The sequence below is a fragment of the Mesorhizobium sp. L103C119B0 genome, from assembly GCF_000502235.1.
GTDB lineage: Bacteria > Pseudomonadota > Alphaproteobacteria > Rhizobiales > Rhizobiaceae > Mesorhizobium.
Window position 1 is genome coordinate 56,555 of record NZ_AYXE01000006.1, and the last position, 15,430, is coordinate 71,984.

At 62.4% G+C, this 15,430-nt stretch carries 20 protein-coding genes; 12 read left to right on the plus strand and 8 right to left on the minus strand.

Annotated features, from left to right (window positions below):
• Positions 1-177 precede the first annotated feature (177 nt).
• The gene (locus X728_RS155605) at positions 178-732 is read left to right on the plus strand and encodes an alpha/beta hydrolase (RefSeq protein WP_023669089.1); all 555 of its coding nucleotides are present in this window, start codon (positions 178-180) and stop codon (positions 730-732) included.
• 19 nt (positions 733-751) lie between these two features.
• Here the strand turns inward: X728_RS155605 and X728_RS155600 are convergent, their stop codons facing one another.
• Together X728_RS155600 and X728_RS155595 are read right to left on the minus strand one after the other, a co-directional pair.
• A complete protein-coding gene (locus tag X728_RS155600; protein WP_023690189.1) occupies positions 752-1,525 on the minus strand; it encodes an HpcH/HpaI aldolase/citrate lyase family protein in 774 nt (257 codons plus the stop codon).
• Between the two features lie 127 nt (positions 1,526-1,652).
• The gene (locus X728_RS155595) at positions 1,653-1,973 is read right to left on the minus strand and encodes a DUF1476 domain-containing protein (RefSeq protein ID WP_023669091.1); all 321 of its coding nucleotides are present in this window, start codon (positions 1,971-1,973) and stop codon (positions 1,653-1,655) included.
• A gap of 275 nt (positions 1,974-2,248) precedes the next feature.
• Between X728_RS155595 and purC the strand changes: the two genes are divergently transcribed.
• From purC to X728_RS155570, 5 genes are all read left to right on the plus strand, one after another.
• Entirely contained in the window at positions 2,249-3,043 is a 795-nt protein-coding gene (gene purC, locus X728_RS155590; RefSeq protein WP_013532127.1) for a phosphoribosylaminoimidazolesuccinocarboxamide synthase, read from the plus strand.
• 88 nt (positions 3,044-3,131) lie between these two features.
• Complete coding sequence (gene purS / locus X728_RS155585) at positions 3,132-3,374, plus strand: phosphoribosylformylglycinamidine synthase subunit PurS (RefSeq protein ID WP_023669092.1); 243 nt, start codon at positions 3,132-3,134, stop codon at positions 3,372-3,374.
• A gap of 1 nt (position 3,375) precedes the next feature.
• Positions 3,376-4,044 (plus strand): phosphoribosylformylglycinamidine synthase subunit PurQ, encoded by a 669-nt coding sequence (gene purQ, locus X728_RS155580; protein ID WP_023684888.1) that lies wholly within the window; start codon positions 3,376-3,378, stop codon positions 4,042-4,044.
• A gap of 41 nt (positions 4,045-4,085) precedes the next feature.
• A complete protein-coding gene (locus X728_RS155575) occupies positions 4,086-4,496 on the plus strand; it encodes a hypothetical protein (protein WP_023831303.1) in 411 nt (136 codons plus the stop codon).
• Positions 4,497-4,500: 4 nt separating this feature from the next.
• Positions 4,501-5,145, plus strand: a complete 645-nt coding sequence (locus X728_RS155570; protein ID WP_023708640.1) for a Pr6Pr family membrane protein — start codon at positions 4,501-4,503, stop codon at positions 5,143-5,145.
• Positions 5,146-5,160: 15 nt separating this feature from the next.
• Here X728_RS155570 and X728_RS155565 read toward each other — a convergent pair whose 3' ends face one another.
• Positions 5,161-5,400: a DUF1127 domain-containing protein gene (locus X728_RS155565; protein ID WP_023706460.1), complete on the minus strand. Its 240-nt coding sequence runs from the start codon at positions 5,398-5,400 to the stop codon at positions 5,161-5,163.
• Positions 5,401-5,493: 93 nt separating this feature from the next.
• On the opposite strand from X728_RS155565, the gene X728_RS155560 reads away from it, so the two are divergent.
• Positions 5,494-6,906: a PLP-dependent aminotransferase family protein gene (locus tag X728_RS155560; RefSeq protein WP_023684885.1), complete on the plus strand. Its 1,413-nt coding sequence runs from the start codon at positions 5,494-5,496 to the stop codon at positions 6,904-6,906.
• Between the two features lie 42 nt (positions 6,907-6,948).
• Here X728_RS155560 and X728_RS1000000170975 read toward each other — a convergent pair whose 3' ends face one another.
• Positions 6,949-7,113 carry a hypothetical protein gene (locus tag X728_RS1000000170975; RefSeq protein WP_023669098.1) on the minus strand — a complete coding sequence of 55 codons (165 nt, stop codon included), beginning with the start codon at positions 7,111-7,113 and terminating at the stop codon, positions 6,949-6,951.
• A gap of 187 nt (positions 7,114-7,300) precedes the next feature.
• On the opposite strand from X728_RS1000000170975, the gene purL reads away from it, so the two are divergent.
• The 3 genes from purL (at position 7,301) to X728_RS155545 (ending at position 10,386) form a co-directional block, all read left to right on the plus strand.
• A complete protein-coding gene (gene purL, locus X728_RS155555) occupies positions 7,301-9,532 on the plus strand; it encodes a phosphoribosylformylglycinamidine synthase subunit PurL (protein ID WP_023831304.1) in 2,232 nt (743 codons plus the stop codon).
• Complete coding sequence (locus tag X728_RS155550; RefSeq protein WP_023751454.1) at positions 9,529-10,053, plus strand: hypothetical protein; 525 nt, start codon at positions 9,529-9,531, stop codon at positions 10,051-10,053. The genes purL and X728_RS155550 overlap by 4 nt, the downstream gene beginning before the upstream one ends.
• Before the next feature lie 99 nt (positions 10,054-10,152).
• Positions 10,153-10,386 (plus strand): BolA family transcriptional regulator, encoded by a 234-nt coding sequence (locus X728_RS155545; RefSeq protein ID WP_010909092.1) that lies wholly within the window; start codon positions 10,153-10,155, stop codon positions 10,384-10,386.
• Positions 10,387-10,398: 12 nt separating this feature from the next.
• Here the strand turns inward: X728_RS155545 and X728_RS155540 are convergent, their stop codons facing one another.
• Complete coding sequence (locus X728_RS155540) at positions 10,399-11,232, minus strand: phosphodiester glycosidase family protein (protein WP_023831305.1); 834 nt, start codon at positions 11,230-11,232, stop codon at positions 10,399-10,401.
• A 160-nt stretch (positions 11,233-11,392) separates the two neighbouring features.
• Here X728_RS155540 and grxD point away from each other — a divergent pair, with 160 nt between their 5' ends.
• Positions 11,393-11,728, plus strand: a complete 336-nt coding sequence (gene grxD / locus X728_RS155535; RefSeq protein WP_023669102.1) for a Grx4 family monothiol glutaredoxin — start codon at positions 11,393-11,395, stop codon at positions 11,726-11,728.
• 163 nt (positions 11,729-11,891) lie between these two features.
• Positions 11,892-13,115, plus strand: coding sequence for a multidrug effflux MFS transporter (locus X728_RS155530; RefSeq protein ID WP_196815076.1), 1,224 nt, complete (start codon positions 11,892-11,894; stop codon positions 13,113-13,115).
• 57 nt (positions 13,116-13,172) lie between these two features.
• On the opposite strand, the gene X728_RS1000000171490 is transcribed toward X728_RS155530, so the two are convergent.
• The 3 genes from X728_RS1000000171490 to ttcA all read right to left on the minus strand — a co-directional run bounded on the left by X728_RS1000000171490 (position 13,173) and on the right by ttcA (position 15,373).
• Positions 13,173-13,406 (minus strand): hypothetical protein, encoded by a 234-nt coding sequence (locus X728_RS1000000171490; RefSeq protein ID WP_245259853.1) that lies wholly within the window; start codon positions 13,404-13,406, stop codon positions 13,173-13,175.
• A gap of 262 nt (positions 13,407-13,668) precedes the next feature.
• Positions 13,669-14,496 (minus strand): inositol monophosphatase family protein, encoded by an 828-nt coding sequence (locus tag X728_RS155520; protein ID WP_023684879.1) that lies wholly within the window; start codon positions 14,494-14,496, stop codon positions 13,669-13,671.
• On the minus strand, positions 14,486-15,373 hold the full coding sequence (ttcA, locus tag X728_RS155515; RefSeq protein ID WP_023829952.1) for a tRNA 2-thiocytidine(32) synthetase TtcA: 888 nt from the start codon (positions 15,371-15,373) through the stop codon (positions 14,486-14,488). Before ttcA ends, X728_RS155520 begins: the two co-directional genes overlap by 11 nt.
• Positions 15,374-15,430: the final 57 nt, after the last annotated feature.

The window sequence follows — 15,430 nt, forward strand, 5'->3', positions numbered from 1 at the left end:
GTTATCCCTAGGGCGCGCCACCAGCCTATTCTTGTTGTCCATCTCTCCCCGCCTCAAATCGTCGATCCTGGTCGTTCACACAAGATGGAAAGAATCGAACAGGTTGTTCACGATTGTGATGCACCGCATGCGTCAGCGCGGGTTGCACGAGACACGGCCGCTCGCTATCTCAGCGCCATGAAAGTCAAAGACGCAGATATTCTGATCGTGCCGGGCTACACCAATTCCGGCCCCGAACACTGGCAGACACGCTGGCAGTCGAAACTATCGACGGCGCGTCGGGTCGAACAGGCGGAGTGGTCGAAGCCGGTGCGCGAGGACTGGACGGCGAGCGTGGCGAACGCTGTCAACGAGGCCGAGCGGCCGGTGGTGATCGTTGCCCATTCGCTCGGTGTGGCGGCCGCGGTGCAGGCCATTCCGCAGTTCAGGAAGCCGGTCGCCGGCGCGTTTTTTGTCGCGCCGCCCGACGTCGCCAACCCGGAGATAAGGCCGCGTCACCTGATGACCTTTGGCCCCTATGCGCGCGAACCGCTGCCCTTCCCGTCCATCGTCATCGCCAGCCGCAACGATCCGTTCTGCGCCTTCGAGGTTGCCGAGGACATTGCCGGCGCCTGGGGTTCGCTGTTCATCGATGCCGGCGAAACCGGTCACCTCAATGAGGATGCCGGCTTCGGCCCTTGGCCGGAAGGGTCGATGACCTTCGCCAAGTTCCTGACCGACCTCAAGGCCTGACCGGGCAAGGCACAACGCCTCAGCCCTTTATCGAATCGTTCATGCTTTTGATGAGTGTCTTTGCGCCGAGCGAAATCAGCGCATGGTCCGAGCCCATCGCCAGCAGCCGGTAGCCCATCGCCACGACGCGGCCGGCAATCGCCGGCTCAACGACGTAGATTGCCGCATGCTTGCCCGCCTTGCGCGTCCGCTCGGCGATGGAGGTGACGGTTTCCATCATGCTTTCCAGCGTCGAATTGACGGTGGCGCCATTCGACCAGGCGATGGAGAAATCCGATGGGCCGAGGAAGATGCCGTCAATGCCCGGCGTGTCGAGGATGCCGTCCAGCGCATCGAGTGCGGCGCGCGTTTCGACCATGGCAAAGGCCATGGTGCGTTGATTGGTGTCGCGCAGCCATTCGGCGTGGTCGCCTTTGCCATGGCGCGGAAAAGCATAGGTCGGGCCCCAGGAGCGCTCGCCCATCGGCGGATATTTCATCGCCGCGGCAAAGAGTTTTGCATCGGCCACCGAATTCACCATCGGTGCAATCACCGCCTCGGCACCGAAATCGAGGGCGCGGCTGGCCATGTCGAAGCGGCCGACCGGAATGCGCACCAGCGCCGGCTTGTTGGCGGCCAGCACCGGCACCAGGCCGCGCAAGACCGAGTCTTCGTGGTGTCCGCCATGCTGCATATCGAGGGTGACGGCGTCAAAACCCTGCTTGGCGATGATTTCGACCGTCAAAGCGTCCGGAACGCCGGACCAGGCGGTGAACAGCGTTTCATCCGCCGCCAGGCGTGACTTCAGGGACATGGGTGCTTTCCTCGTTGGGTAGAGCCTTGTAACAGGCCTACGCGCAGTTTCAGCCGGAAAAGGCTGAACAGGCAAAGAAAAACCGCCCGGCTGGACCGGGCGGTCGATTGGTCCAGCGCTACTCGCTCTAGGTGTTCTTGATCTGCTCGATCGCCTGCGCCATCAGTTCGTCCATGGTGCGGCGGATCTGGTGATCCGACTGGTCGACGCCGGCGGCGTCGAAATCCTTGCGGATCTTGCGGAATACGTCGTGATCGCCAGCTTCCTCGATGTCGGAAACCACAACTTCCTTGGCATAGGCGTCGGCGTCAGTGCCGGACTTGCCCAGCTTTTCGGCTGCCCACAGGCCAAGCGCCTTGTTGCGGCGTGCCGAAGCCTTGAAGCGAAGTTCTTCGTCGAAGGCGAATTTGCGCTCAAAACCCTCTTCGCGGTCTTTCATGCTGCTCATGGCTTCCCTCCGATGAAATCGATTCGCGTTGATGATGGATATGTGTGCTGCCGCAGCACAAACCAAAAGGGCGCGGGCCGGTCAATATGCTACATCGCTTGCTGCGCTGCGGCATTTCATTCCTGAAAGCGGTCGATGGAAAGGATTTGCCGATTGAGCAAACGCTGTGATTGGGATAGACCCGGCATTGAACCCCACCCGTCGCCGCACCAATTTAGGCAGACGGACAGGAACTGGTCGCTTGCCGCCTGCCCGCAAATCCAGAGAAAAATCAGATGAAAAATCGCCGCCGCATTTATGAAGGCAAGGCCAAGATCCTCTATGAGGGACCGGAACCGGGCACACTTATCCAGTTCTTCAAGGATGATGCGACCGCATTCAACAAGAAGAAACATGAGGTCATCGACGGCAAGGGTGTGCTCAACAACCGCATTTCCGAGTACATCTTCAACCATCTGAACCGCATGGGCATTCCGACCCACTTCATCCGCCGGCTCAACATGCGCGAGCAGTTGATCAAGGAAGTCGAGATCATTCCGCTCGAAGTGGTGGTGCGCAATGTCGCCGCCGGCTCGCTGTCCAAGCGCCTCGGCATCGAGGAAGGCACCGTTCTGCCGCGCTCGATCATCGAATTCTATTATAAGGCCGATGCGCTCGACGATCCGATGGTGTCGGAAGAGCACATCACCGCTTTCGGCTGGGCAAGCCCGCAGGAGATCGACGACGTCATGGCGCTGGCCATCCGCGTCAACGACTTCCTCTCCGGCCTGTTCATGGGTGTCGGCATCCAGCTCGTCGATTTCAAGATCGAATGCGGCCGCCTGTTCGAGGGCGACATGATGCGCATCGTCGTTGCCGACGAGATCTCGCCGGATTCGTGCCGGCTGTGGGACGTGGCAACGCAGGACAAGCTCGACAAGGACCGTTTCCGCCGCGATATGGGCGGCCTCGTCGAAGCCTATCAGGAAGTTGCCCGCCGCCTTGGCATCATGAACGAGAACGAGCCGCCGCGCCCGACCGGCCCGGTGCTCGTCGCCTCGACCGATGGCCTCAAAGGCAAGCCGCACTAAGTCTTCATTTCTTGACGCAATTCCGGACGGAAAACCGCTTCAGACTTTTCCTGGAATTGCTAAGTCTTCGAACAGGAACCTGTCCAGCATGATCAAGGCCCGCATCACCGTCACCCTCAAGAACGGCGTGCTCGACCCGCAGGGAAAAGCCATAGAGCACGCTCTGTCCGGACTGGGGTTCGGCGGCGTCGGCCAGGTGCGGCAGGGCAAGGTCTTCGACCTCGAGCTCTCAGAGACCGACAAGGCCAAGGCTGAAGCCGATCTGAAAGCCATGTGCGACAAGCTGCTGGCGAATACGGTGATCGAGAATTACGCGGTGGAGATCGCTTGATATGAAATCAGCTGTCGTTCTTCTCCCCGGCCTCAACCGCGACCGCGACATGATTGCGGCGCTGACCAAGATCTCTGGGCAGGCGCCGGCGACCGTCTGGCAGACCGACACCGAAATCCCTGATGTGGACCTGATCGCCATTCCCGGCGGCTTCTCGTTCGGCGACTATCTGCGTTGCGGCGCCATTGCCGCGCGCATGCCGGTCATGCGGGCGGTGGCGGAAAAGGCGGCCAAGGGCGTCATGGTCATCGGCGTCTGCAACGGGTTCCAGATTCTGGTGGAAGCCGGCCTTTTGCCTGGCGCGCTGATGCGCAATGCTTCGCTGAAATTCGTTTGCCGTGAGGTGAAGCTGCAGATCGCCAACGCCAACACCATGTTCACCCGCCGCTATCAGCCGGGCCAAATCATCCGCACGCCGGTTGCGCATCATGACGGCAATTATTTCGCCGATGCCGACACGCTTGCGCGCCTCGAGGGCGAAGGACAGGTTGTGTTCCGCTATGCCGAAGGCACCAATCCCAATGGCTCGATCAACGACATTGCCGGCATCATCAGCGAGAAGGGCAATGTGCTCGGCCTGATGCCGCATCCGGAAAACCTGATCGAGGCCGCGCATGGCGGCAGTGACGGCCGGGCGCTGTTCGAAGGCGCACTCGGCATCGCCGCCTGATATCTCTTCGAATTCCTTTCAAAACGCGGGGGCGGTTGACCATGAGACTGACGATTGTTCGCCTAGGTCTCCTGGCTGCTGCCGGCTTGGCGTTGGCGTCCTGCCAGTCCAGCCCGAAGAGCGCGCCGGTCCCCACGGGCAAGAGCGCTTCGCTGCTGGCCATGGAACAGGTAGCGATATCGGCCCACAAATGCTGGATCGCCAGCAAGGATCCCGCCTTCAAATCCTATCAGATGGCCAATGAGCTGAATTCGTTCAGCGGCACGCCCCGCTTCCTGCTGGTGCCGGCCAAGCATTATGGCGGCAAGCCGCTGCTGGTCGTCCAGGCGCAAGGCAATTCCAGCCGCGTCGACGTGTTCGGTCCGCTGATGGACGATCCGCTCGGCGCGCGCATCGGATCCGACATTGCGCGCTGGCAAACGGGCAACCCCTCCTGCAACGCGGCCGCCTGACGCCATGGGCCGCTTCCTGCAGTTTGCGGGATTGATCATCGGTCTGGCCGGGCTTGTCCTGCAAGCGTGCATCACCATCCCGGCATCGATGGAAGCCGGCCGCAGTTTTCTCGGCTCCATCGTCTTTCTGTTCAGCTTCTTCACCATCCTGACCAACATCGGTGCAGTGCTGGTCCATGTCTCGCTGCTGTCGCCTTCGGGCTACGCCTGGCTGCCGGCCTTTGCCGGGCCGCGGATGCGGGCGGGCGTGGCGGCTTCCATCGCCCTGGTCTTCATCGTCTACGCGACAGTTCTGGCGCAGCTCTGGCAGCCGCAGGGGCTGTTCCTGCTCTGTGACGTGCTGCTGCACTATGTGACGCCGGTGCTGTTCGTGCTGTGGTGGCTTGTTGCAGGCGCTGACGGCAGGACACGCTGGAGCGACATTTCGTGGTGGATGGCCTATCCGATCGCCTATCTCGCCTATGCGCTGGCGCGCGCACCGATCGCAGGCGAAGTGCCCTACCCGTTCCTCGACGTTGCGAAAAACGGCGCGGCCAACGTCGCCCTTGCGGCGCTGGCCGTCACCGGTGTTTTCCTGGTGCTGTGCATCCTCGCCGTGCTTGCCGATAAGGGCGTCTCACGCCTCAGGGCTCCGCGCACCCGTCGTTGACGAACCGGCTCCGGGTCAGTCCCAGAGCCGTCGGATCCCTTCACGGTAGGCGTCGCCACGCGAAACACCGATATCCCTGAGCTGCTCGTCGGTCATTTCCAGCAAGGCCAGGCGGCCGCGACGGCGCTCGATCAACGCTTCGATCCATCGCGCCAGCGATCTGACCACATGCACGATCCGGCCGACAAAGCCTCGCCGGCTGGACGGCCCGACCAATTCAATGCCCGCGCAGCGGATTGTCTCGATTGTATCCATTGTTTTTCTGCCAACCTTGCAAATTGTACCCATCTTGGTACGGTTCTGATATGCATTGACACCCGATCTGGTGCAATATACAGAATTGTCACCATGACAAATTGGCTCCCTGACCTCACCATCGGTTCCGGCCCGCTTTACCAGCGCCTTGCCGACAGCATCGAGTCGGACATCGACAAGGGCGTTATCGATGCCGGGGCAAAATTGCCGCCGCAGCGCGATCTCGCCTATGACATCGGCACGACGGTCGGCACGATCGGCCGGGCCTATCAGCTGCTGCGCGAACGCGGGCTGGTGAGCGGCGAAGTCGGACGCGGGACCTATGTGCTGGCGCAGCAATCGGAAGCGGCGTCACCCGAATTCGCCGAGCCGGCCGTGCAAGGCACGCGCTATGTCGATGCACCGCCCGGCAAGCTGCGTTTCGACAGCACTGCCGCGCCCGACATCGGCCAGGGCGCCATTGTCGCTGACATGCTCTCGCGCACGGTGCAGGATCACCCGCACGAGATTTCGAGCTACACCAGGGATTTTCCGGAGCGCTGGTTCGAGGCCGGCGCCCGCTGGCTGTCGCGCAATTCGTTCCGTCCGGCGGCCGACACCATCGTTCCCACGCTTGGCACACATGCCGCGGTGATGGCGGCGATTGCGGCACTGACCACACCGGGCGACTATGTCGCCTTCGAGCACCTCACCTATTCGCAGATCGCCCGCAGCGCCGGGCTGATCGGGCGGCGCATAGCACTGGTGGCATCGGACGAAGAAGGCCTCGATCCCGAGGATTTCGAACGCGTCTGCGCGCAAAAGCACCCGAAGATGATCTTCCTGATGCCGACGGTGCAAAACCCGACGCTGGCGATCCTGTCGGTTTCGCGCCGCGAGGCGATCGCTCGTGTCGCGCGCGCGTACAATGTCATCGTCATCGAGGACGATCTCTATGGCGGCCTGACCGAAGATCCGACGCCGCTCATCGCCGAATATGCACCCGAGCGCACCATTGTCGCCGGCGGTCTGTCGAAATCGGTCGCGGCAGGTGTTCGCGGCGGCTGGCTCTCCTGCCCGCCCGCCTATCGCCATCGCATCCGCGTCGCCCACAAGATGATGACCGGCGGGATGCCGTTCCTGCTGGCGGAGGTGAACGCGCGGCTGGTGCTGTCTGGGCAGGCTGGCGATATCCGCAAACGCAGCATTGCCGAAATTGCCGCCCGCATCGCCATCGTGCGCGAGACACTGGCGGGTTTCGCCTTCAAGTCACACGGCAGCGTGCCCTTCGTCTGGCTGACGCTGCCCGATCCCTGGCTGTCCGGCACGTTCAGGAGCGCATGCCTCGAAAATGGCGTGCTCCTCGACGACGAGGACGAGTTCAAGGCGGGGCGTTCCGAGCAGGTTTTTCACGGCGTGCGTTTCGGCGTCTCGCAGCCAAGGCGGCGCGAGGACATCACCGGCGGCGTCGCGGTGATCCGGCGGCTGCTGGAGGAAGGCCGCGCCGGCTACGACAGTTCGTCCTGAATCGTTGGCGCTAAACCGTGCCCCTGCGTACCGATCTTAGGTTCAGCCCTCTGCCTTGAAGTTTTTGGCTTCCTTCGCGCCCTTGTCCTTGCCGTGCTTCTCGGCCAGGTCCTTGGCCTGCTTGGGCGAAACGTCGGTGGTCTCGGCAATATGCATGGCCTCCTTGTCGGAGAGGCGATTGTCTTTCTTGCCTTGCTTGGTGGCCATGTCGAAATCTCCTGATTGCTTTGAGGCCTAACGGCCGGGATGCCATAGCGTTCCCCAGCGGCTCCCGCTACCATCGTCGCCCTGTGGTTTTCCGGCGTTTTTCGTCATCCAATGGGGTGTATCACGCCAAAGCTTGCGATATGAGGGGACTCAAATTCCCCTCTTCCATGGACATCAATCGCCGCCCATGACCATTTCCAATTCCGTGCCGATCACCCCGGAACTCATCGCCGCGCATGGGCTGAAGCCCGACGAATACCAGCGCATCCTCGACCTGGTCGGGCGCGAACCGAGCTTTACCGAACTCGGCATCTTCTCGGCGATGTGGAATGAGCACTGCTCCTACAAATCCTCGAAGAAATGGCTGCGCACGCTACCGACCACCGGGCCTCAGGTCATCCAGGGTCCGGGCGAGAATGCCGGCGTGGTCGATATCGGCGATGGCGACTGCGTCGTCTTCAAGATGGAGAGCCACAACCATCCCTCCTACATCGAGCCCTACCAGGGTGCGGCGACCGGCGTCGGCGGCATATTGCGCGATGTCTTCACCATGGGCGCGCGGCCGATTGCGGCGATGAATGCGCTGCGCTTCGGCGCACCCGACCATCCCAAGACCAGGCACCTGGTCAGCGGTGTGGTTTCCGGCGTTGGCGGCTACGGCAATGCGTTCGGCGTGCCGACGGTCGGCGGCGAGGTCAATTTCGACGCCCGCTACAACGGCAACATCCTGGTCAATGCCTTTGCCGCGGGCCTCGCCAAGACCGATGCGATCTTCCTGTCGGAAGCCAAGGGCGTCGGCCTGCCGGTCGTCTATCTCGGCGCCAAGACCGGCCGCGACGGCGTCGGCGGCGCCACGATGGCCTCGGCCGAGTTCGACGACAAGATCGACGAGAAGCGCCCGACCGTGCAGGTCGGCGATCCCTTCACCGAAAAATGCCTGCTCGAAGCCTGTCTTGAGCTGATGGCGTCTGGCGCCGTTATCGCCATCCAGGACATGGGGGCGGCCGGCCTCACCTGTTCGGCGGTCGAGATGGGCGCCAAGGGCGACCTCGGCATCGAGCTTCACCTCGACCAGGTGCCGGTGCGCGAAGAGCGCATGAGCGCCTATGAGATGATGCTGTCGGAGAGCCAGGAGCGCATGCTGATGGTGCTGCGCCCCGAGAAGGAAAAGGAAGCCGAGGCGATCTTCCACAAATGGGGCCTCGACTTCGCCATTGTCGGCAAGACCACCGACGATCTGCGCTTCCGCGTCATTCACCAGGGTGACGAGGTCGCCAACCTGCCGATCAAGGACCTTGGCGACAAGGCGCCGGAATATGACCGCCCCTGGGTCGAGCCGAAGAAGCCTGCGGCGCTCGCAGCCGGCGATGCGCCGAAGGCCGATGTCGCCGATGCGCTGTTGAAACTGCTCGGCGGGCCGGACCTGTCGTCGCGGCGCTGGGTGTGGGAGCAGTACGACACGCTGATCCAGGGCAATTCGCTGCAGCTTCCGGGCGGCGACGCCGGCGTGGTGCGCGTCGAAGGCCATCCGACCAAGGCGCTCGCCTTCTCCTCCGACGTGACGCCGCGCTATTGCGAGGCCGACCCGTATGAAGGCGGCAAGCAGGCGGTGGCCGAATGCTGGCGCAACCTTACCGCCACCGGCGCGCTGCCGCTGGCGGCGACGGACAACCTCAATTTCGGCAATCCGGAACGGCCTGAGATCATGGGCCAACTGGTCGGCGCGGTGAAAGGCATTGGCGATGCCTGCCGCGCGCTCGGCTTCCCGATCGTGTCGGGCAATGTCTCGCTCTACAATGAAACCAACGGCCAGGGCATCCTGCCGACGCCGACCATCGGCGGCGTCGGGCTGATTGCCGACTGGTCGAAGATGACCCGTATCGGCTTTGCCGCCGAGGGCCAGATGATCCTGCTGGTCGGCGCACCCGCAAGCTGGGGCAGCCATCTCGGCCAGTCCGCCTATTTCAGGGACATCCATGGCCGTACCGACGGGCCGCCGCCATCCGTCGACCTCGCGCACGAAAAGCGCGTCGGCGACCATGTCCGCGCGCTGATCGCGTCGGGCGTCGTGACCGCGGCCCATGACCTTTCCGATGGCGGCTTGGCGATAGCCCTGGCCGAAATGGCGATGGCGTCCGGCATCGGCGCCACAGTTCCGGGGCTCGCCGGCACCGACCCGATCCCGGTCTGGTTCGGCGAAGACCAGGGCCGCTACCTGCTGACGCTGTCCGTCGATCCGCAGAGCAAGGAATGGGACGCCATCCGCGAGGAACAGAGCAAGCTCGGCATCTTTGCGCCATGGATCGGCTCGACCGGTGGAAACGAACTGAAGCTCGGCGATGCCAGGGCGATCCCGGTCAGCGAATTGACCGCCGCCCACGAAGGCTGGTTCCCGAACTTCATGGACAAGTCCAGTTGACCAGCCTGGCAGCCCGGACGCTGATCGCAGTCGTCTTCTGGCCGTCGCTGTTCTTCTTCTGGTTCCTCGGGCCGTTCGTCTTTTTCCTGCTGTCGACGACCTCGAGCGAGGTCTGTCCGCTGCTGGAAAGGCGTGACCAGTTCCTTGAGGCGGCCAATGGCACACTGCAGATGCTGGCCTTGCAAAGTCTGATCTATGCGATCCCCATCGTCTGCCTGGTGCTGTGGAGCCGCCTTTTGCCGAACCCGGCGCGCGCAAGGCATGTCGCCACCTGCATCAAGCTCTTTGCCATTGCGGTCATTACCGGCGCGCTGTGGGAATACGGGTCATCGCTGATCTGCGACGGCTATGGCCAACCATTCTTTTCGCCCTTGTGGCAGATGACCAGCTATCTCCCGATTATCAACCTGGCGCTCAACATCCCGCTCTATGTCCTGGTGTTCAGCCTTGGCCGGGGGTTCTCGACCCGCGACGACATTACCGAAGATGGTGTGGTTCACCCGCGGCAGGATGGCCCTTAGACACTGCGTCGCCGACAGAACGGCTTCAACCCGGACCAGAAAGGCTTTAGGCTGCCGTGCGAGTCACTCGTGCCTAGCCGCCCAGAACAGGATTTTGCCATGGCAATGGATGCCCACGACATCGAAAAACTGATCAAGGACGGCATTCCGGACGCCAAGGTGACGATCCGCGACCTCGCCGGCGACGGCGATCACTATGCAGCCGAAGTGGTGGCCGAGAGCTTCCGCGGAAAGAGCCGCGTCCAGCAGCACCAAATGGTCTATGATGCGCTGAAGGGCAATATGGGCGGCGTGCTGCACGCGCTGGCCCTGCAGACCAGCGTGCCGGACTGAAGCCAGACTGGCCTACTGTTTCTGCGGCTGCTTCGCCGACACTGACGTGATCGGCTTCGCCGACACTGAGATGATCGGGCCCGCCGGGTATTTTCCGCCGACGATCATTCTTTTCCCATCCGACAGCGCGGAGACCGCGCCGTCGAGGAACAGCGCGTTGCGGCATTGTAGCGCGTCGCGGAACAGCCGCGCAAAGCTGCCGAAACTGACCTCCGACCGCGAGATCGCCAGCACGACGGTGTTTTCGTCACGCACCCCGACGCCGTTCCTGATGTAGCGCGAGGTGCCATTCGCCTCGAAGCGCGGATGTAGCACGCCATCGATCACCAGCATCGGGCCGGACTGCGTGGCGAAGGCAACATCGGGTTTGGCGACGGCATAGGCGTTGCTTTCCATGACAGCCGCCTTGCCGTCATTGCCCACCAGAAAGACGCCGTTCGGTTTCAGGAAGAAATTGCCTTCGCCGTCGGCAAGATTGAGCCGTGACTTTTCGCTGCCGTTCTCGACCAGCAGGCCGACCGGCGACAAATCCTCGTGATACATGCCGCCATTCATGGCGAGCAGCACCGGCCTCCCCTCGCCCGCAACCGCCTTGTCGAAGGCTTCGAGCGAACCAAAAGGCTTGCCATCGGCGCTGGCGTGGAAAACACCGATGCTGTCGGCGCGAAGATCGATCTCGCAGACGACATAGGTCACCGCCTCGAAGGCGACATTCCGGCAAGGCGCGGGCAGGTCACCGCCAATGACCAGCGGCGGCGGCTCCGGGCGTCTCGGCCACCAGACAACGGCAATCGCCGCCAGCAGGATGGCGATCGGAAGGGCGGCGCCATATCGTCTTTTCATCATGTTCCGAAGGCTGCAATCGGCTCGGATGCTTGGCCCAAGACAGGCGATCCTTTGCGCCATTTCCGCGACGGCGGCGCAAACATCTTGTTTCGGCCCATCTATGGGTTTATTTGATGGCTATGCTTCGAGCCTGACTCCCACAGGCGTGAAAGGATATCTCATGAGCGGCATCAACGACTACATCGACAGCGAAGTGAAGGGCAACGACGTCGTCCTTTTCATGAAGGGCACGCCCGGTTTTCCGCAGTGCGGCTTTTCCGGCCAGGTCGTCCAGATCCTCGATTACATCGGAGCCGACTATAAGGGCGTCGACGTGCTGACCTCGGCCGAACTGCGCCAAGGCATCAAGGAATATTCGAACTGGCCGACGATCCCGCAGCTTTACGTCAAGGGCGAATTCGTCGGCGGCTGCGACATCATCCGCGAAATGTTCCAGGCGGGCGAGCTGCAGACGTTGCTCGTCGACAAGGGCGTCAGCGTCAAAGCGACAGCCTGATTCTGAGTTGAGACGGGGCAGCCCCGCCCCGGCAAAATGTTACCTCCCCCTATCGGAGTGAGGACGAACTTATGCGCCGGCATGCCGGCGCATATTCGTTTTGAAGATCGGACCCGCCGTGGACCAGCCAGCAAAAGCGCCCCAACAGGCACGCAAATTGCCTATTCCGCGCTGGGAATTCATCGCGCTGTGCGCGGCACTGATGGCGTTGAACTCGCTGGCCATCGACATCATGCTGCCGGCACTGCAGCAAATCGGCGCCACGCTTGGCGTTGAGAATGAAAACCACCGCCAGTATGTGATCACCGCCTATATATTGGGCTTCGGTGGCGGACAGCTTTTCTTCGGACCGATCTCGGACCGGTTCGGGCGCCGCGCGCCGCTCGTTGCCGGGCTGGCGATCTATGTCGTGGCGGCTGCGGCCGCGGCCATCGCCCCGTCATTCGCCGTCCTGCTGCTGTGCCGGCTGGTGCAAGGCATCGGTGCGGCGGCGACCCGCGTCATCGCCGTCTCGATCGTGCGCGACACGTTCGACGGTCGGCGCATGGCCGAGGTGATGTCTCTGATCTTCATGGTGTTCATGGCCATCCCGGTGATCGCGCCTGGGATCGGCCAGGTCATCATGCTGTTCGCAACATGGCACTGGATCTTCGTCACCATGGCCGTCGGGGCGCTGATCGTGTCGGCGTGGTCGCTGCTGCAGCTGCCGGAGACGCTGCATCCGGAGTACCGCCGGCCGCTGACAGTCTCATCCGTCGTCGGTGGTTTCCGCATCGTGCTCACCAACCGCATGGCGCTTTGCTACGCCTTTGCCAGCACCTTCATTTTCGCCGCCATGTTCGGCTTCATCGCCTCCGCACAGCAGATCTATGTCGACATTTTTCATGTCGGCGAATTGTTTCCTGTCATCTTCGCGGGTGTCGCCGGCGTTCTCGCTTTTTCGAACTACCTCAACTCGCGCCTGGTCGGCCGCATCGGCATGCGCCGCCTGTCGCAGAGCGCACTGCTGTTGTTCCTGGTGATCAGCCTTGCCTGGCTCACCGTTTCGCTTCAAATGAAGATGCCACTCTGGCTGTTCATCACCTTCTTCGCCAGTGCGATGCTCCCGTTCGGCGCGCTCGGCGCCAATTTCAACGCGCTCGCGATGGAGCCGCTCGGCCAACTGGCGGGCACCGCGTCGTCCATCCTGGGCTTCATGCAGACTTTTCTCGGCGGCATCCTCGGCACGCTGATCGGCCAGGCCTTCAACGGCACGGTGACGCCGCTTGCCGCCGGCTTCTGCAGCGTCTCGGTCGCGGCCCTCCTGATGATCCTGATCGCCGAGCGCGGCAAGATGTTCCAGCCGCACAACCCACCCATTTCAGGGCACGTTACCGACCTGCATTGAGCGACGCGCCTTGAGATTGTTGGTCTCAAAACCGCATCCACCTTTATGCGACGCGTTTCAGGATGCGCCGCCAATCACTGCCGTGAAACGAGGGAACAGCGGGCGCCCTGCGATGGCGCCACCCATGCTGTCCGACAGCGGCATCGGCAGAGCCTTGTCGAGCGCTTCGAGCACGGATGACACAAAGACCCGGTTGAGCGAGGCATCATCTCCCATATGGGAGAAAGTGGCGCGCGGTTTGCCCATCAGCGTGCCGTTTTTGCGAATTGAGAAACTCAGCGTCAGGGTCATGCCAGCACTTCCAGGCGGCGGCTGCCAACAGGCAAAGATCGCGGAAAACATCTCGTCTATGGTATCGACGGGATCGCGACTGCCGCACGCGCGTTCCTGCGATCTTGCCTCAGTGGCGCCAGCGGCGGCCAAGGCAAGTGCAAGCGCCGTTGCAACAATTGCGGACCGATGTTTCATTTCGCAGCTTCCGACTTCGCGAGAGATTGGACACTATAACAGAGCCAATATACTTGACGAAAGCCTCTACCAGCAGTTGGACCGATTATTGCGCCCAGAGTTCCCTGCGCAACTCCTGCCAGCTTTCCTTGTCCGGGGCGACAAGAATGCCGCCGTCGATATGCGAGGGCAGATAGGCGCTGCCGTCGATCCGCGCGGTGTAGCCGCCGGCCTCGGCGTGGATCAGCACACCGACCAGATGGTCCCACGGCATCAGTTTGTTGTAGACGACGAAATGGGCATGGCCGCTGGCCAGAAGACGGTATTCATGTGCCGCGCAGCGATAGCCGAACTGCGACAGGGTCTTGGTCTGGTTGCGCGCCAGGAGCGAGCGTTGCGGTTCCGCCAGATATTGCCAGGAGACGGAGCCGGTCATCTGCGAGATCGGCACGGCATCGGCGACATGCACCGTCTCCAGCGCGCCATGCGCATGGCGGATATGGCTGCCGGCGCCCTTGGCGCCGATCAGCCAGTCCCGGCCTACGGGGTCATGGATGATACCGGCGACGGTTTCGCCCTTGACGACGACGCTCAGCATGACGCCGAAGAGCGGCACGCCGGAGGCGAAGTTGAAGGTTCCGTCGACCGGGTCGACGACGAAGGCGAGGTCGGCATCACCGAGCCCCTGAAGCAGCGCCGGATTGTCGGAACAGGCTTCCTCGCCGACGATCATCGCCGTGGGATAGCGCTCGCGCAGCCTGGCCGTGATCAGCCGCTCGGCGTTGATGTCGGCCTCGGTCACCAGGTCGGCAGCCGAGGTCTTCTGTCTGATGTCGCCCTCGCCCAGCCGGCGAAAGCGTGGCATGATTTCGGCCCTGGCTGCATCGGCGAGAAGCTCGGCCAGCCAGTCGATCGCTTGGTCATCAAATATCATCGGAAATGTCTTGTCCTGTGCTGAGGCTGCCATTGAGGGCGGCAAAGTCGAACAGCTTTCTGTCGAGCAGATGCGACGGCCTGGTGTTGGACAGCGCGCGCAGCATCGTGTCCTTGCGGCCCGGCATGCGCTTTTCCATATCGTCCAGCATCGCCTTCATGGCGTTGCGCTGCAGGCCTTCCTGGCTGCCGCAGAGATCGCAGGGAATGATCGGGAATTTCATCGCGGCGGCGAATTTCTCCAGATCGACCTCGGCGCAGTAGCTCAGCGGCCGCAGCACCATGACGTCACCGTCGTCATTGAGCAGCTTTGGCGGCATGGCGGCAAGGCGGCCGCCATGGAATAGATTCATGAAGAAGGTTTCGAGAATGTCCTCACGGTGGTGGCCGAGCACCAGCGCCGAACAGCCCTCCTCGCGCGCGATGCGATAGAGATGGCCGCGCCGCAGCCGCGAGCACAGCGAGCAATAGGTGCCGCCCCGGGGCAGCTTGTCGGTGACCACCGAATAGGTGTCCTGATACTCGATGCGATGGGCGATGCCATGCGCATCGAGGTAATCGGGCAAAATGTGCTTCGGAAAGTTCGGCTGGCCCTGGTCGAGATTGCAGGCCAGCAAATCGACCGGCAAAAGGCCGCGCCATTTGAGATCGAGCAGCACGGCGAGCAGGCCGTAGGAATCCTTGCCGCCGGACAAAGCCACCAGCCAGCGGTCGCCGGGCCTCGCCATGGCGAAATCCTCGACCGCCTGACGGGTCAACCGCAACAGCCGCTTACGCAGTTTGTTGAACTCGACGGAAGACGGCACGTCGGCAAACAGCGGATGGAAGCCGCCTTCAGCAATCGGTTCAACTGTGTCGATGTCTGCCAGCATGTTCATGGCTTGTCGCTTTCCATAGCCGAGAGTGCCGGATTAGCGGACATGGCCGACAAAGAA

Bases quoted from the DNA above. Each gene is read 5' to 3' on its own strand.
- X728_RS155520 (WP_023684879.1), bottom strand. From the start codon at position 14,496: ATGATATTTGATGACCAAGCGATCGACTGGCTGGCCGAGCTTCTCGCC.
- X728_RS1000000171490 (WP_245259853.1), bottom strand. From the start codon at position 13,406: ATGACCCTGACGCTGAGTTTCTCAATTCGCAAAAACGGCACGCTGATG.
- X728_RS155605 (WP_023669089.1), top strand. From the start codon at position 178: ATGAAAGTCAAAGACGCAGATATTCTGATCGTGCCGGGCTACACCAAT.
- purL (WP_023831304.1), top strand. From the start codon at position 7,301: ATGACCATTTCCAATTCCGTGCCGATCACCCCGGAACTCATCGCCGCG.
- X728_RS1000000170975 (WP_023669098.1), bottom strand. From the start codon at position 7,113: ATGGCCACCAAGCAAGGCAAGAAAGACAATCGCCTCTCCGACAAGGAG.
- X728_RS155565 (WP_023706460.1), bottom strand. From the start codon at position 5,400: ATGGATACAATCGAGACAATCCGCTGCGCGGGCATTGAATTGGTCGGG.
- purQ (WP_023684888.1), top strand. From the start codon at position 3,376: ATGAAATCAGCTGTCGTTCTTCTCCCCGGCCTCAACCGCGACCGCGAC.
- purC (WP_013532127.1), top strand. From the start codon at position 2,249: ATGAAAAATCGCCGCCGCATTTATGAAGGCAAGGCCAAGATCCTCTAT.
- X728_RS155540 (WP_023831305.1), bottom strand. From the start codon at position 11,232: ATGATGAAAAGACGATATGGCGCCGCCCTTCCGATCGCCATCCTGCTG.
- purS (WP_023669092.1), top strand. From the start codon at position 3,132: ATGATCAAGGCCCGCATCACCGTCACCCTCAAGAACGGCGTGCTCGAC.
- X728_RS155570 (WP_023708640.1), top strand. From the start codon at position 4,501: ATGGGCCGCTTCCTGCAGTTTGCGGGATTGATCATCGGTCTGGCCGGG.
- X728_RS155560 (WP_023684885.1), top strand. From the start codon at position 5,494: ATGACAAATTGGCTCCCTGACCTCACCATCGGTTCCGGCCCGCTTTAC.
- X728_RS155600 (WP_023690189.1), bottom strand. From the start codon at position 1,525: ATGTCCCTGAAGTCACGCCTGGCGGCGGATGAAACGCTGTTCACCGCC.
- X728_RS155545 (WP_010909092.1), top strand. From the start codon at position 10,153: ATGGCAATGGATGCCCACGACATCGAAAAACTGATCAAGGACGGCATT.
- X728_RS155595 (WP_023669091.1), bottom strand. From the start codon at position 1,973: ATGAGCAGCATGAAAGACCGCGAAGAGGGTTTTGAGCGCAAATTCGCC.
- ttcA (WP_023829952.1), bottom strand. From the start codon at position 15,373: ATGAACATGCTGGCAGACATCGACACAGTTGAACCGATTGCTGAAGGC.
- X728_RS155575 (WP_023831303.1), top strand. From the start codon at position 4,086: ATGAGACTGACGATTGTTCGCCTAGGTCTCCTGGCTGCTGCCGGCTTG.
- grxD (WP_023669102.1), top strand. From the start codon at position 11,393: ATGAGCGGCATCAACGACTACATCGACAGCGAAGTGAAGGGCAACGAC.